At 56.9% G+C, this 15,252-nt stretch carries 14 protein-coding genes and 1 rRNA gene; 8 read left to right on the top strand and 7 right to left on the bottom strand.

The features are described 5' to 3' along the window. Positions 1 to 6: 6 nt before the first annotated feature. Positions 7 to 582: an RNA polymerase sigma factor RpoE gene (gene rpoE / locus KHQ24_RS18605; protein ID WP_002914074.1), complete on the bottom strand. Its 576-nt coding sequence runs from the start codon at positions 580 to 582 to the stop codon at positions 7 to 9. Continuing rightward, complete coding sequence (gene rseD / locus KHQ24_RS24600; protein WP_121980491.1) at positions 579 to 674, bottom strand: rpoE leader peptide RseD; 96 nt, start codon at positions 672 to 674, stop codon at positions 579 to 581. Before rseD ends, rpoE begins: the two co-directional genes overlap by 4 nt. Before the next feature lie 328 nt (positions 675 to 1,002). Here rseD and nadB point away from each other — a divergent pair, with 328 nt between their 5' ends. Then, entirely contained in the window at positions 1,003 to 2,622 is a 1,620-nt protein-coding gene (gene nadB, locus KHQ24_RS18595; RefSeq protein WP_017900412.1) for an L-aspartate oxidase, read from the top strand. Here nadB and trmN read toward each other — a convergent pair. Beyond that, a complete protein-coding gene (gene trmN, locus KHQ24_RS18590; RefSeq protein WP_053810078.1) occupies positions 2,607 to 3,344 on the bottom strand; it encodes a tRNA(1)(Val) (adenine(37)-N(6))-methyltransferase TrmN in 738 nt (245 codons plus the stop codon). The genes nadB and trmN overlap by 16 nt on opposite strands. A 131-nt stretch (positions 3,345 to 3,475) precedes the next feature. Between trmN and srmB the strand changes: the two genes are divergently transcribed. Beyond that, a complete protein-coding gene (gene srmB, locus KHQ24_RS18585) occupies positions 3,476 to 4,807 on the top strand; it encodes an ATP-dependent RNA helicase SrmB (protein WP_004201817.1) in 1,332 nt (443 codons plus the stop codon). Positions 4,808 to 4,852: 45 nt separating this feature from the next. Here the strand turns inward: srmB and grcA are convergent, their stop codons facing one another. Continuing rightward, complete coding sequence (gene grcA, locus KHQ24_RS18580; protein WP_002914084.1) at positions 4,853 to 5,236, bottom strand: autonomous glycyl radical cofactor GrcA; 384 nt, start codon at positions 5,234 to 5,236, stop codon at positions 4,853 to 4,855. 311 nt (positions 5,237 to 5,547) lie between these two features. Here grcA and ung point away from each other — a divergent pair, with 311 nt between their 5' ends. After that, positions 5,548 to 6,237, top strand: a complete 690-nt coding sequence (gene ung, locus KHQ24_RS18575; protein ID WP_004201816.1) for a uracil-DNA glycosylase — start codon at positions 5,548 to 5,550, stop codon at positions 6,235 to 6,237. A 55-nt stretch (positions 6,238 to 6,292) separates the two neighbouring features. Here the strand turns inward: ung and KHQ24_RS18570 are convergent, their stop codons facing one another. Further along, positions 6,293 to 7,378, bottom strand: coding sequence for a tRNA/rRNA methyltransferase (locus KHQ24_RS18570; RefSeq protein ID WP_023318890.1), 1,086 nt, complete (start codon positions 7,376 to 7,378; stop codon positions 6,293 to 6,295). Between the two features lie 203 nt (positions 7,379 to 7,581). Between KHQ24_RS18570 and trxC the strand changes: the two genes are divergently transcribed. The 5 genes from trxC to KHQ24_RS18545 all read left to right on the top strand — a co-directional run bounded on the left by trxC (position 7,582) and on the right by KHQ24_RS18545 (position 13,302). Continuing rightward, positions 7,582 to 8,007: a thioredoxin TrxC gene (gene trxC, locus KHQ24_RS18565; RefSeq protein ID WP_002914091.1), complete on the top strand. Its 426-nt coding sequence runs from the start codon at positions 7,582 to 7,584 to the stop codon at positions 8,005 to 8,007. Positions 8,008 to 8,076: 69 nt separating this feature from the next. Further along, complete coding sequence (tapT, locus tag KHQ24_RS18560; RefSeq protein WP_126065305.1) at positions 8,077 to 8,775, top strand: tRNA-uridine aminocarboxypropyltransferase; 699 nt, start codon at positions 8,077 to 8,079, stop codon at positions 8,773 to 8,775. Between the two features lie 34 nt (positions 8,776 to 8,809). Then, complete coding sequence (locus KHQ24_RS18555) at positions 8,810 to 11,461, top strand: bifunctional acetate--CoA ligase family protein/GNAT family N-acetyltransferase (protein WP_065905439.1); 2,652 nt, start codon at positions 8,810 to 8,812, stop codon at positions 11,459 to 11,461. A 120-nt stretch (positions 11,462 to 11,581) separates the two neighbouring features. Then, positions 11,582 to 12,937 carry a CDP-diacylglycerol--serine O-phosphatidyltransferase gene (gene pssA / locus KHQ24_RS18550; protein ID WP_004201812.1) on the top strand — a complete coding sequence of 452 codons (1,356 nt, stop codon included), beginning with the start codon at positions 11,582 to 11,584 and terminating at the stop codon, positions 12,935 to 12,937. A gap of 41 nt (positions 12,938 to 12,978) precedes the next feature. Then, positions 12,979 to 13,302, top strand: coding sequence for a YfiM family lipoprotein (locus KHQ24_RS18545; RefSeq protein WP_004201811.1), 324 nt, complete (start codon positions 12,979 to 12,981; stop codon positions 13,300 to 13,302). A 3-nt stretch (positions 13,303 to 13,305) separates the two neighbouring features. On the opposite strand, the gene KHQ24_RS18540 is transcribed toward KHQ24_RS18545, so the two are convergent. Both KHQ24_RS18540 and rrf read right to left on the bottom strand, forming a co-directional pair. Continuing rightward, complete coding sequence (locus KHQ24_RS18540) at positions 13,306 to 14,604, bottom strand: MFS transporter (protein ID WP_004201810.1); 1,299 nt, start codon at positions 14,602 to 14,604, stop codon at positions 13,306 to 13,308. A gap of 462 nt (positions 14,605 to 15,066) precedes the next feature. Further along, a 5S ribosomal RNA gene (gene rrf, locus KHQ24_RS18535) occupies positions 15,067 to 15,182 on the bottom strand. Between the last annotated feature and the right edge of the window lie 70 nt (positions 15,183 to 15,252).

Genomic DNA, 15,252 nt, shown 5'->3' with positions numbered 1-15,252 from the left:
CTATCGTCAACGCCTGATAAGCGGTTGAACTTTATTATCAATAGCTTCTCGCGCCCGGAAGATACGCGAACGCACCGTCCCAACCGGACAATCCATGATAGCGGCTATCTCTTCATAGCTCAGGCCATCCAGCTCCCGTAACGTAATTGCCATGCGTAAATCTTCCGGGAGCGATTCAATGGTACGAAAAACTATTTGTCTCAGTTCTTCTGACAACATTAAGTTCTCAGGGTTCGAAATTTCTTTCAACGCTCCGCCGCTTTCGAAGTTTTCCGCCTCGTTGGCGTCAACATCGCTGGACGGCGGACGGCGTCCCTGAGCAACCAGATAATTCTTCGCCGTATTGACGGCGATACGGTATAACCAGGTGTAAAAAGCGCTATCTCCCCGGAAAGAGTCCAGCGCACGCCATGCCTTAACGAACGATTCCTGAACGACGTCAGCGATATCGCCCGGCGGTACATAGCGGGAAACCAGGCTCGCGACCTTATGCTGATAGCGCACTACCAGCAAATTAAACGCTTTCTGATCTCCTTTCTGGACCCGTTCAACAAGGACCTGATCCGTTAACTGCTCGCTCATCCGAGGTAATGTCTCCCCAAACCCAATTCCCATGCGTCTTCAAAACACCACCCAAAATCTGCATTATGAGCAAGCTGACTGTTGGAGTGTATGAAAACAATAAAGTTCCGTTACGCTTTTTGTTTTTTGTCTGGCAACGGCGGCAGATCGTTATCAATCATTATATGCCCTGGTTGCTAAACGATAGGTTAGTCAATAAGAAAAAGCGCAGGCCCGCCTGAAGGGTATCGTAACACGGCGTTTATTTCACTATAAAATCCAATGCTATCAACCTGCCACGCGTCTCATTTTCGCCGTGCTCCAGACCGTTTCCGCTCGCCTGCTGTTTAGCCGTCACAACGCCCGCCAAAAAAAATGTACGATTCCTCACGAGCTGGTGCTATTGTGAGCTAAATGTGTTTAGTAAATTAAACAAAGACGATGAATACCACTCCTGACTTCTCTTGTGATGTGTTGATTATCGGCAGCGGCGCTGCCGGCCTCTCCCTTGCGCTGCGCCTGGCAGAGCACAGTTCGGTGACCGTGCTGAGTAAAGGGCCGATCAGCGAAGGTTCTACGTTCTATGCCCAGGGCGGGATTGCCGCCGTTTTCGACGAGACGGACAGTATTGAATCCCATGTCGAAGATACCCTGATTGCCGGCGCAGGGTTATGCGATCGCCATGCGGTCACCTTCGTCGCCAGCAATGCCAGATCATGCGTCCAGTGGCTTATCGATCAGGGCGTATTGTTTGACACTCAGGTCCAGGCCAATGGCGAAGAGAGCTATCATCTCACGCGCGAAGGGGGCCACAGCCATCGGCGCATTCTCCACGCCGCCGACGCTACCGGCAAAGCGGTGGAGACGACGTTGGTCGATAAAGCCCTCGCCCACCCCAATATCCGCATCCTTGAGCGCAGCAATGCCGTCGACTTGATCGTATCGGATAAGATTGGCTTGCCAGGCACGCGCCGGGTGGTCGGGGCGTGGATCTGGAACCGCAATAAAGAGCGCGTGGAAACCTGCAGCGCGAAGGCGGTGGTGCTCGCCACCGGCGGAGCCGCCAAGGTTTATCAATACACCACTAACCCCGACGTCTCTTCCGGAGACGGTATCGCGATGGCCTGGCGGGCGGGCTGCCGGGTGGCAAATCTGGAATTTAATCAGTTTCACCCCACCGCGCTGTATCATCCGCAGGCGCGCAACTTCCTGCTTACCGAAGCGCTGCGCGGCGAAGGCGCCCACCTTAAACGCCCGGACGGTACCCGCTTTATGCCGGACTTTGACGAGCGCGGCGAGCTGGCCCCACGCGATATCGTCGCCCGCGCCATCGATCATGAGATGAAGCGCCTTGGCGTGGACTGTATGTTCCTTGATATCAGCCATAAACCCGAGGCGTTTGTTCGCCAGCACTTCCCGATGATTTACGAGAAGCTGCTCGGCCTGGGAATTGATTTAACCAAAGATCCGGTACCGGTCGTCCCTGCCGCACATTACACCTGCGGCGGCGTGATGGTGGATGATAATGGCCGCACCGACGTCGATGGGTTATACGCTATCGGCGAAGTCAGCTATACCGGGCTGCACGGCGCGAACCGTATGGCCTCGAACTCGCTGCTGGAGTGCCTGGTTTACGGCTGGTCCGCCGCGGAAGATATTGCCCGACGCCTGCCGCTGGCCCAGAAGGTTAGCACCCTGCCGGCGTGGGATGAAAGTCAGGTGGAGATCCCGGATGAACTGGTGGTTATCCAGCATAACTGGCACGAGCTGCGGCTGCTGATGTGGGATTACGTGGGGATTGTGCGCACCACCCGCAGGCTGGAGCGCGCCCTGCGGCGCATTACCATGCTGCAGCAGGAGCTGGATGAGTATTACGCCCGCTTCCGCGTCTCGAATAATCTGCTGGAGCTGCGCAATCTGGTGCAGGTGGCGGAGCTTATCGTACGCTGCGCGATGTTGCGCAAAGAGAGCCGCGGTCTGCATTACACCCTCGACTATCCGCAGCCGCTGCCGAACAGCGGCCCGTCGATACTGTCGCCCCTGGCTCACATAAAGAGATAAAAATCCTCGGTCAGAGCGGTAAAGCCTTCAGAATACTGCTGCTCTGGCCCGCGAATCGCCAGCCTGTCGCTGAAACACTCCCCCGCCGTCGGGGAGAAAGCCAGCAGCACCCGGTGCGGCGGCCGCAGCTCGGTCTCCGCCACGTCAGTGCGCAGTCGCAGGTGCCAGCCCATCGCGGTTGCCCGTTCGATAAACGCATTACCGATATCTACCGGCAGCACCACGCAAAAAAAGCCTTCTTCGGTGATATGTTCAGCGGCGCAGGTCAACAGAGAAGCGTGATCGAGCGTAGTGGTATACCGCGCCTGCTCCCGCTGCGAGGTGGCGCAAGGCACCCCTTCCGCAAAGAAGGGCGGGTTACTGATTATCAGTTGATAGCGTCGGGTCTGCGGCGGCTGCCACTGATGAATATCGGCCTGACAGACCTCAACCCGCGCAGCCCATGGCGACGCGAGAGCATTTTCCTGCGCCTGGGCGGCGGCCTCTGCGTCCAGTTCAACCGCATCGACACATACATCATCGCCGGTACGCTGGGCGAGCATTAGCGCCAGCAGGCCGCTGCCCGCGCCAATATCCAGCACATGCTTCACCCCGGCAATCGGCGCCCAGGCGCCGAGCAAAATGCCGTCGGTACCCACCTTCATCGCGCAACGATCGTGGGCGACAAAAAACTGTTTGAAGGTAAAACCATTGCGCGGCAGCGCAAACTTCGACTGAGACATCCTCAATAACCTTGCCGACAAAAACTCCTGAACGTAAGGCTATGCACAATACCGGAGAACAGATAGCCTTACAAACAGATGAACATTACGTCAGTAACGTCTATAATCGGCGGCCCACTCAGAGGTAGAACATGACTGTAACGACTTTTTCCGAACTTGAACTCGACGAAAACCTGCTGGAGGCCCTCCAGGATAAAGGTTTCACTCGCCCGACAGCCATTCAGGCCGCCGCTATTCCGCCTGCGCTCGATGGCCGTGACATCCTCGGTTCAGCGCCGACCGGCACTGGTAAAACGGCGGCGTATCTGCTGCCAGCGTTGCAGCACCTGCTCGATTTCCCGCGTAAGAAATCCGGCCCGCCGCGTATTCTTATCCTGACGCCGACCCGCGAGCTGGCGATGCAGGTGGCTGACCACGCCCGCGAGCTGGCAAAGCATACCCATCTGGATATCGCCACCATTACCGGCGGCGTAGCCTACATGAACCACGCGGAAGTGTTCAGCGAAAACCAGGACATCGTGGTCGCCACCACTGGTCGCCTGCTGCAGTATATAAAAGAAGAGAACTTCGACTGCCGCGCCGTCGAGACCCTAATCCTCGATGAAGCCGACCGCATGCTGGACATGGGCTTTGCGCAGGATATCGAAACCATCGCCGGTGAAACCCGCTGGCGCAAGCAGACCATGCTGTTCTCCGCGACGCTCGAAGGCGATGCGATCAAAGACTTCGCCGAACGTCTTCTGGAGGAGCCGGTTGAAGTTTCCGCTAACCCGTCGACTCGCGAGCGCAAGAAAATCCATCAATGGTACTACCGCGCTGACGATATCGAACATAAAACCAAACTGCTGGTGAATCTGCTGCAACAGCCGGAAGCTACCCGCGCTATCGTCTTTGTGCGCAAGCGCGAGCGCGTGCATGAGCTGGCCAACTGGCTGCGTGAAGCCGGGATTAACACCTGCTGGCTGGAAGGCGAGATGGTGCAGGCCAAGCGTAACGAAGCCATCAAGCGTCTGACCGATGGCCGCGTAAACGTGCTGATCGCTACCGACGTCGCCGCCCGCGGTATCGATATTCCGGACGTCAGCCACGTCTTTAACTTCGATATGCCGCGCACCGCCGACATCTATCTGCACCGTATCGGTCGTACCGGGCGTGCAGGTAAGAAAGGCACCGCGATTTCGCTGGTTGAAGCGCACGACCACCTGTTGCTGGGCAAGATCGGCCGCTACGTTGAAGAACCGCTGAAAGCTCGGGTGATTGATGAATTGCGACCAAAAACCCGCGCGCCAAGCGAGAAGCTGACCGGTAAACCATCGAAGAAAGTGCTGGCGAAACGCGCCGAGAAAAAAGAGAAAGAAAAAGAAAAGCCGCGGGTGAAAAAGCGCCACCGCGATACGAAAAATATCGGTAAGCGCCGGAAACCAAGCGCAGCCGGGACGCCATCAGCGCCCAACGAAGAGTAAAAAAAACGCCGGGTTATCCCGGCGTTTTCACATCTGGCGTTAGCCTTACAGGCTTTCGGTAAAGGTACGAGCGATAACGTCGCGCTGCTGTTCCGGCGTCAGGGAGTTGAAGCGCACCGCGTAGCCAGAAACACGAATGGTCAGCTGCGGATATTTTTCCGGATGCTCAACCGCGTCCAGCAGAGTTTCACGACGCAGCACGTTAACGTTCAGGTGCTGACCGCCTTCCACGCGAACTTCTGGTTTCACGTCTACCGGGATTTCACGGTATTCGATTTCACCCAGTTTGCTGACCGCCACCACGTCATCTTCCGCAAAACCACCTTTGGCGCACAGGCAGCGCGCTTCGCCTTTTTCGCTATCCAGCAGCCAGAAAGAGTTCAGCAGGTCGTCGTTTGCCGCTTTAGTAATTTGGATACCAGTAATCATTTGATGCCTCCCAGGCAGTGTTTATTCGATTTTGGCCTCTTCGCGGCCAATTGGTAAAACCATTGTTGTATGAGTGTATATATATCAGCCGCACCCTCGGCATTCTTTGATGTAAATCAACAAAAACCACTCACTCTAAGTGGGTATGCAAGGATTTTATTGTTTTACATCAAGTTACGCCATGCACAGCTATAAATAATTTTGTAAATTTTCAATTATTTTTGCATGAAGGCCCGCGTTGAGCCGTGCCGATTTTGTTCTGTAGAAAGAAGCCGTTAAGCTATAGCAATGACCCTTTGCAGGAGAGCAAGATGACCACCCCTTTAACCTGGCATGACGTGCTGGCGGATGAAAAGCAACAACCCTATTTTCTCAATACTCTGAAGACCGTCGCCGAAGAGCGCCAGTCCGGGATCACCATCTATCCACCGCAAAAAGACGTCTTCAATGCGTTTCGCTTTACCGAACTGGGCGATGTCAAAGTCGTCATTCTCGGCCAGGACCCCTATCACGGCCCGGGGCAAGCCCACGGTCTGGCGTTCTCGGTTCGCCCGGGCGTCGCCATCCCGCCCTCGCTGCTAAATATGTACAAAGAGCTCGAGGCCACTATCCCTGGCTTTACCCGACCTACCCATGGTTACCTGGAAAGCTGGGCGCGCCAGGGAGTGCTCCTGCTGAATACGGTCCTGACCGTCCGCGCCGGGCAGGCGCACTCGCACGCCAGTCTCGGCTGGGAGACGTTTACCGATAAGGTTATCGCGTTAATCAATGAGCATTGCGAGGGGGTGGTCTTCCTACTGTGGGGCTCCCATGCACAGAAGAAAGGCGCGATTATCGATCGCCAGCGCCACTGCGTACTGAAGGCGCCGCACCCGTCACCGCTCTCTGCACATCGCGGCTTCTTTGGCAGCAACCATTTCGTGCAGACCAATCAGTGGCTGACCGAGCGCGGCGAAGCACCGATTGACTGGATGCCGGTCCTTCCCGCCGAAAGCGAGTGATCGACAGCCATAAAAAAAGCCAGCATCAGCTGGCTTTTTTATTCAGGGACAGGTATTACGCCTTGTTCTGACGCCACCACTCCGCCAGCAGAACGCCGGTCGCCACAGAGACGTTCAGGCTTTCGACATTGCCGGTACCATCGATGGCGACGCTGAGGTCCGCGCTGGAGATCGCTGCATCCGACAGGCCATCGCGCTCCTGGCCTAACACCAGCACCATTTTCTTCGGCAGCTCGGCTTTAAACAGCGGGGTACCATTATGGCTGGAGGTCGAGACAATCGCGTAGCCCGCCTGACGGAATTGATCAAGAGTATCGATGAAGCTGTCGCCGGTGATCGGCTCAACATGTTCCGCACCGCCTTCCGCCGTACGGATCGCCGCGCCGGACTCCAGCACGCCGGCATCCTGAACCACAACGCCCTTCACGCCGAAGTGCGCGCAGCTGCGCATGATCGCCCCGAGGTTGTGCGGGTTACCCACGTCTTCCAGCGCCAGAACGCAATCTTCTTCTGCGGCCTTCGCGACCCACTGGGCAACAGAGGTGCCGTGGCGTTTTTTGATCAGGAAGCAGACGCCGCCGTGGTGATCGGTCCCGGAGGCTTTCGCCAGCTCGGCTTCATCAACCACATGATAGGCTTTACGGTTAGCCGCCATCCAGCGCAGCGCCTCTTTAAAACGCGGCGTCACGCTCTGAATAAACCAGGCGCGGACAATAGCTTCCGGGCGGCTCTGGAACAGGGCCTGACAGGCGTTTTCACCATACACGCGGGTCTCTTCCGCGCGCTGGCGACGCAGTACTTCCGGATCGATAAAGCTCTTCCCGCTGATCCCGCCGTGATCTTCTTTTACCGGCGTCTCATCGCCAGGGGCGCGGGAAACGGTACGCCACGGGGACGCATCGTCACGATGAAAATCATCGCGCTTGCGCTCATCACGCTTGCGGTCATCGCGTTTACGATCGTCACCGCGGCTGTTTCGTTCGTCACGCGCAGGGCGGCTGCGGCCGTCAACACGAGATTTTCCTGGACGACCTCCCCCTTTCCCGGTACGTGGGTTATGGGTGCGTTTGTCAGAATCATCATCACTGCGGACATACATCACTTTGACCTTGCCGCTTTTATTTTTCAGTTCGTCGCTCATCAATTTTCTCCACCTGCGCTGCGCGAAGCGCGCAGATTACCCGATGTGTCATCGCTTCGCCATGATTTCGTTTAAAAGCCGGCCTCTATTGCACTCATCGAACAAAACGCATTGTCCTTAAATAACACTTAATCGATAATATGTAACATCACAGAAACATATCGGCCACGTGCCACGTTGCAACCCATAACCAGAGGTTAGTTATGAATACCGTTTGTGCCAGTTGTCAGGCTCTGAACCGCCTCCCGGACGATCGTAGCGCGGATGGCGCAAAGTGCGGACGCTGCGGTCACGATCTTTTTGACGGCGACGTCATCAACGCGACCGGGGCAACGCTGGATAAACTCTTAAAGGACGATCTGCCGGTCGTTGTTGATTTCTGGGCGCCATGGTGCGGTCCCTGCCGTAGCTTCGCGCCGATCTTTGAAGACGTTGCGGAAGAGCGTAGCGGGAAGATGCGCTTTGTGAAAGTTAACACCGAAGCGGAACGTGAGCTTAGCGCACGGTTTCGTATCCGCAGCATCCCGACCATTATGATGTTCAAAAATGGCGAAGTGATCGACATGCTCAATGGCGCGGTGCCAAAAGCGCCATTTGATAGCTGGCTGAACGAAGCCGGACAGCAGTAATCCTTCCGGGGCACCGCTTGTGCCCCGTTTTAGCCTCTGCGACAATAGCGCTTTTCATTAGCGACTCCCATGACTGATAACGCTGTCCTTCGCCTGCGCGCCGAACGTCTCGCGCGAGCCACCCGCCCTTTCCTTGCGCGCGGCAATCGCATCCGCCGCTGCCAGCGCTGTCTGCTGCCGCTCAAGCAATGTCTGTGCGCCACGTTAACGCCGGCGCAGGCCACCAGCCGCTTTTGCCTGGTGATGTTTGATACGGAGCCGATGAAGCCCAGCAACACCGGTCGGCTCATCGCCGATATTCTGCCGAATACCGAGGCTTATCAATGGTCGAGAACCGAGCCGTCGCAGGGGCTGCTTGATCTGGTCGCCCATCCCGATTACCAGCCGATGGTGGTATTCCCCGCCTCCTACGCCGGGCCGGAGCGCCAGGTCCTGAGCGCGCCGCCGTCTGGCAAACCGCCGCTGTTTATCATGCTCGACGGCACCTGGACCGAAGCGCGTAAAATGTTCCGTAAGAGCCCTTATCTGGACGCGCTGCCGATAATCTCCGTCGATCTGTCCCGCATCTCAGCCTACCATCTGCGCGAGGCGCACGCCGACGGACAATATTGTACCGCGGAAGTGGCCATCGCCCTGCTGGACCTGGCGGGCGATGCACCGGCCGCCGCAGCGCTTGGCGAACACTTCACCCGCTTCCGGACCCGTTACCTGGCGGGAAAAACCCAGCATAAGGGCAGTATCACAGCGGACCCGGTGGAAAACGTTTAAAATCATTCGGTCACTGGGATGAAAGGAGACCGGTATGAGCCAACGAGGCCTGGAAGCACTGCTGCGACCAAAGTCCATCGCCGTTATTGGCGCATCAATGAAACCGCAGCGCGCTGGCTATCTCATGATGCGCAACCTGCTAGCCGGTGGCTTCAATGGCCCAGTGCTGCCGGTGACCCCCGCCTGGAAGGCGGTGCTCGGGGTGCTGGCGTGGCCCACCATCGAGAGCCTGCCCTTTACGCCGGATCTGGCGGTACTCTGTACCAACGCGCGGCGTAATCTCGAGTTGCTTGAAGCCCTGGGGCAGAAAGGCTGCAAGACCTGCATCATTCTTTCTTCGCAGCCTGAGCAGTATCCGGCGCTGCTGGCGTGCGCCACCCGCCATCAGATGCGCCTGCTCGGCCCCAACAGTCTGGGCCTGCTGGCGCCGTGGCAAGGGTTGAACGCCAGCTTTTCGCCGGTGCCGATCCATCGCGGTAAACTGGCCTTTATCTCGCAATCGGCTGCCGTCTCCAACACCATCCTTGATTGGGCGCAACAGCGCGAGATGGGGTTTTCCTACTTCATCGCGCTGGGTGATAGTCTGGATATAGATGTCGATGACCTGCTGGACTTTCTGGCCCGAGACAGCAAAACCAGCGCCATTTTGCTCTACCTTGAGCATCTCAGCGACGCGCGCCGGTTTGTTTCCGCCGCGCGCAGCGCCTCGCGAAACAAGCCGATCCTGGTGATTAAAAGCGGCCGTAGTCCCGCGGCGCAGAAGCTGTTGCACGTCAACTCCGGGATGGATCCGGCATGGGATGCGGCCATCCAGCGTGCTGGTCTACTGCGGGTCCAGGATACCCATGAGCTCTTCTCCGCCGTAGAAACCCTGAGTCATATGCGCCCGCTGCGCGGTGAAAAACTGATGATCGTCAGCAACGGCGCGGCGCCGGCGGCGCTGGCGCTGGATGAGCTTTGGTTGCGTAACGGTAAGCTGGCGACCCTCAGCGAGGAGACGCGCGAGGCTCTGCGCCAGGCGCTGCCGGGCGGCGTCGAGATCGCCAACCCACTGGATCTACGCGATGACGCCAGCAGCGAACATTATCAGCGGGCGGTGAATATTCTGCTTAACAGCCAGGACTATGACGCGCTGCTGGTGATCCACTCTCCCAGCGCCGCCGCGCCGGGCACCGAGAGCGCCCTGGCGCTGATCGACGCCCTGAAGCACCATCCGCGTGGCAAATATGTCACCGTGCTGACCAACTGGTGCGGCGAATTCTCCTCCCAGGAGGCGCGACGGCTGTTCAGCGATGCCGGCCTTCCCACCTACCGTACGCCGGAGGGGACCATCACCGCCTTTATGCATATGGTCGAGTACCGCCGTAACCAGAAACAGCTACGCGAGACCCCCGTGCTGCCGGACTCGTTAACCGCCAATACCAGCAAGGCGCATGCCCTGCTCCAGCAAGCGATCGATGACGGCGCCACCACGCTGGATACCCACGAGGTCAGCCCGGTACTCCGGGCCTACGGCATCCACACACTGCCAACCTGGATCGCCGCTGACAGCGCGGAAGCGGTGCATATTGCTGAGCAGATAGGCTATCCGGTTGCGTTGAAGCTGCGTTCCCCGGATATTCCGCATAAATCAGAAGTACAGGGGGTCATGTTGTATCTGCGTACCGCGGCAGAAGTGCAGCAGGCAGCGGATGCGATGATCGATCGCGTCAGGCTGGCCTGGCCCCGGGCGCGCATTCATGGCCTGCTGGTGCAGAGTATGGCCAATCGCGCCGGCGCCCAGGAGCTGAGAGTGGTGGTTGAGCACGATCCTCTCTTCGGCCCGTTGATTATGTTGGGCGAAGGCGGCGTGGAGTGGCGGGCCGAGGACCAGGCCGCCGTGGCGCTGCCGCCGCTGAATATGAACCTGGCGCGTTATCTGGTGATCCAGGCGATCAAAAATAAGAAGATCCGCGGCCGCAGCGCATTGCGACCGCTGGATATCGCGGGCTTAAGCCAGCTGCTGGTTCAGGTCTCGAACCTGATCGTCGACTGCCCGGAGATCCAGCGCCTGGATATTCATCCCCTGCTCGCCTCCGGCAACGAGTTTACGGCGCTGGATGTTACCCTTGGGCTTGCACCCTTCAGCGGCGACAGTGAAAGCCGTCTCGCTATTCGTCCCTATCCGCACCAGCTGGAGGAGTGGGTGGTGATGAAAAATGGCGATCGCTGTCTGTTCCGGCCGATCCTGCCGGAAGATGAACCGCAGCTGCTCGCGTTTATCGCCCAGGTCACCAAAGAAGATCTCTATTATCGCTATTTTAGTGAGATCAACGAATTTACCCATGACGACTTAGCCAATATGACCCAGATCGACTACGATCGAGAAATGGCGTTTGTCGCCGTCAGGACCACTGCGGAACAGAGCGAGATCCTTGGCGTGACGCGGGCGATCTCCGACCCTGATAATATTGATGCCGAGTTTGCTGTGCTGGTCCGTTCAGATTTGAAAGGGTTAGGCCTGGGCCGAAGGCTGCTGGAAAAGCTGATCGCCTATACGCAAAGCCATGGCCTGCAACGGCTGAATGGGATTACGATGCCGAATAACCGAGGCATGATCGGCCTCGCCAGAAAGCTGGGATTCACCGTTGATATTCAGCTGGAAGATGGGATTGTCAGTCTGTCGCTGCCCCTGAATCAGGGATAATCGCGCGACGCTGACCGCAATTGTTGACCACATTAGCGGGTAGTAATGGTATTATTGCCCGCTTACGTCGTCTGCATGGTACAGAAGACCCTTCAATAAACAGAGAAGAAACGCACTGTGATGTTGTCAAAATTTAAGCGTAATAAACATCAACAACACCTTGCCCAACTCCCTAAGCTTTCTCAGTCAGTTGATGATGTAGAGTTCTTTTACGCCCCTGCGGATTTCAGGGAAGCGTTACTGACCCGGATTGCCAACGCCACTCAGCGTATATGCATTATTGCGCTCTACCTGGAGCAAGATGATGGCGGAAAAGGAATTTTGCAGGCCCTGTATGACGCCAAGCGTCAGCGTCCGCAACTGGATGTTCGCGTCCTCGTGGACTGGCACCGCGCTCAACGTGGCCGTATCGGCGCCGCCGCCTCCAACACCAACGCCGACTGGTATTGCCGGATGGCCACTGAAAATCCGGGCGTAGAGATCCCCGTTTACGGCGTGCCGATTAACACCCGGGAGGCGCTCGGCGTTCTCCATTTCAAAGGCTTTATTATCGATGACTGCGTCCTCTACAGCGGCGCCAGCCTGAACGATGTTTATCTGCATCAGCATGATAAGTACCGCTATGATCGCTATCAGTGCATCCGAAACGGCAAAATGGCGGACGTCATGTTTGACTGGGTCGACAATAATCTGGTTCAGGGACGCGGTGTGAATCGTCTCGACAGACCGGATCGGCCAAAAAGTCCGGAAATCAAAAACGACATTCGCCAGTACCGTCAGGAGCTCCGCGACCGCAGCTACCATTTTGTCGGCACCGCCGGTGACGAAGAACTCTCCGTCACCCCGCTGGTAGGCCTGGGGAAATCCAGCCTGCTGAACAAAACTATCTTTCACCTGATGCCCTGTGCCGAGCACAAGTTAACGATCTGCACCCCCTACTTCAACCTTCCTGCCGTGCTGGTAAGAAATATCATCCAGCTGCTACGCGACGGTAAACAGGTGGAGATTATTGTCGGCGATAAAACCGCTAACGATTTCTATATTCCCGAAGATCAGCCGTTTAAAATCATCGGCGCGCTTCCTTATCTGTATGAAATCAACCTGCGGCGTTTCCTCAGCCGGCTGCAGTATTATGTGAATACCGATCAGCTGATCGTCCGCCTGTGGAAGGATGACGATAACAGCTACCACCTGAAAGGCATGTGGGTTGATGATGAGTGGATGCTGCTCACCGGCAACAACCTTAACCCGCGCGCCTGGCGACTCGATCTGGAAAATGCCATTCTGATCCACGATCCAAAGCAGCAGTTGGGGGCCATGCGGGAGAAAGAGCTGAAGCTCATCCGCACCCACACCACGGTGGTGAAACATTATCGGGATCTGCAAAGTATTGCCGACTACCCGGTGAAAGTGCGTAAACTGATCCGCCGACTACGGCGGATCCGCATCGACCGGCTGATCAGCCGTATTCTCTGACAATCAGCCCCGCCTCGACGGGGCTTTTTTCTGGAAGCACTATGCGTACGATAATCGTGATTGCTTCGCTGATGTTAACGGGCTGCAGCCACATGGCAAATGATGCATGGTCCGGTCAGGACAAAGCCCAGCATTTTCTGGCCTCGGCGATGCTGTCTGCCGCGGGCAATGAATATGCGCAACATCAGGGTTACAGCCGGGACCGCAGCGCCGCTATCGGCCTGATGTTTTCTGTCAGCCTCGGCGCCTCAAAAGAGCTTTGGGACAGCCGCCCGGCAGGGAGCGGCTGGAGCTGGAAGGATTTCGCCTGGGATGTAGCCGGCGCGACCACCGGCTACGCTGTGTGGCAACTGGCGCACCAGTAGCGGCTAAAGACGCAGGCCTTTGCCCTTGCGATGCAGCATCAGGGAGACCAGGAAGGCGATGGCCGCCATCACCGTTACGTACCAGTAAAAAGCGTGCTCTATCCCCGCCGATTTAAGCGACAGCGCGACATACTCCGCCGAGCCGCCAAACAGGGCATTCGCGACGGCATAGGAAAGCCCTACCCCAAGCGCACGAACCTGCGCCGGGAACATCTCGGCCTTCAGGATGCCGCTGATCGAGGTATAGAAACTGACAATCAGCAAGGCGCAGATCACCAGGCCGAAGGCAGCATAGGGGGAGCTCACTTTTTGCAAGGCGCTCAGGATAGGCACGGTAAATAATGTCGCCAGTACGCCAAAGCACAGCATGGAGGTACGGCGGCCTACTTTATCCGAAAAAGCGCCGAACAGCGGTTGAACCAGCATATAAACGAACAGCGCCGCAGTCATGATCACGCTGGCGGTGCTTGCCGTCATACCCGCCGTGTTGACCAGATACTTTTGCATATAGGTAGTAAAGGTATAAAAGGTCAGCGATCCGGCGGCGGTAAAGCCCAACACCATCACGAAGGCCCGGCGATTACGCCACAACCCTTTAAATGAGCCAGCCTCTTTCAGCGCCCGGGTCTCCTGCTTTGAGGTTTCGTCCAGCTGGCGACGCAGCCACAGCGCGACGATGGCCAGTACTGCCCCGAGAGCAAAAGGAATACGCCATCCCCATGCATGCAGATCTTCGTCGCTCAGCACCTGCTGGAGCGCCACGACCACTAATACCGCCAGTAGCTGTCCGCCAATTAACGTGACGTACTGGAAAGAGGCGTAGAAGCCTTTCTTTCCTTCAATCGCCACTTCACTCATATAGGTCGCGCTGGTGCCATATTCTCCACCGACCGACAGCCCCTGGAACAGACGGGCCAACAGAAGCAACGCCGGAGCCCAGGTGCCGATGACCGCATAGCCCGGCAGGCAGGCAATTACCAGTGAACCAAAGCACATCATGCAGACCGAAATAAGCATGGACGTTTTACGTCCGCGGCGGTCAGCGATCCGACCAAACAGCCAGCCACCGATAGGACGCATCAGAAATCCGGCGGCGAATACGCCTGCCGTTTGTAAAAGTTGAGTGGTGGTATTTCCGGATGGAAAGAAGATATGGGCAAAATAGAGCGAGCAGAATGAGTAGACGTAAAAATCAAACCACTCAACCAGATTTCCCGAGGAAGCGCCAACAATTGCCCAAATACGACGACGGGTGTCAGCCTGCTCCGGCGCGGCCCGTTCGGTAATGCTACTCTCTGTCATTGTTATATTGCTCCAGCAAAGACTGCAATCTGTCTTGTCGGGCGTACCACGTCACGCAGACAAATTAGTTAGTAAACTAAATGTTATATAATTGTTATATCTTTATATGTGATTGCATTCACATTTTTTTTCGCAAGCACGGTTTTCGCGATCAACGCCAGCGCAGGAGCAAGGAAAAAGTGGATTATGGCGAAGGGATTGCCACGACGGGGTTTTATGTTGCTTTGAATGAAGATGATGAGGGAGATATGGTGGGATTTTCGCCGGAGGCGGTGCTGAGCCCCCCTGGCCGGGCTACCGGGGCGTGGCTCCATGTCGGACCCGTAGCCCCGGTAAGCGCAGCGCCGCCGGGGAGATATCCCCCACACAGCAAAAAACCCCGCACCTTTCGGGACGGGGTTCTTGTTAAAACGCAAAAACAAAAGGCCCAGCCTTTCGACTGAGCCTTTCGTTTTATTTGATGCCTGGCAGTTCCCTACTCTCACATGGGGAGACCCCACACTACCATCGGCGCTACGGCGTTTCACTTCTGAGTTCGGCATGGGGTCAGGTGGGACCACCGCGCTAGTGCCGCCAGGCAAATTCTGTTTTATCAACACGTCCTGCGGACGCATCGACTAATCTGTATCAGCTGAAAATCTTCTCAAA

The organism is Klebsiella sp. 54 (assembly GCF_018223875.1).
GTDB classification, from domain to species: Bacteria; Pseudomonadota; Gammaproteobacteria; order Enterobacterales; family Enterobacteriaceae; genus Klebsiella; species Klebsiella quasipneumoniae.
This window is presented reverse-complemented; position numbering and strand designations above follow the sequence as displayed.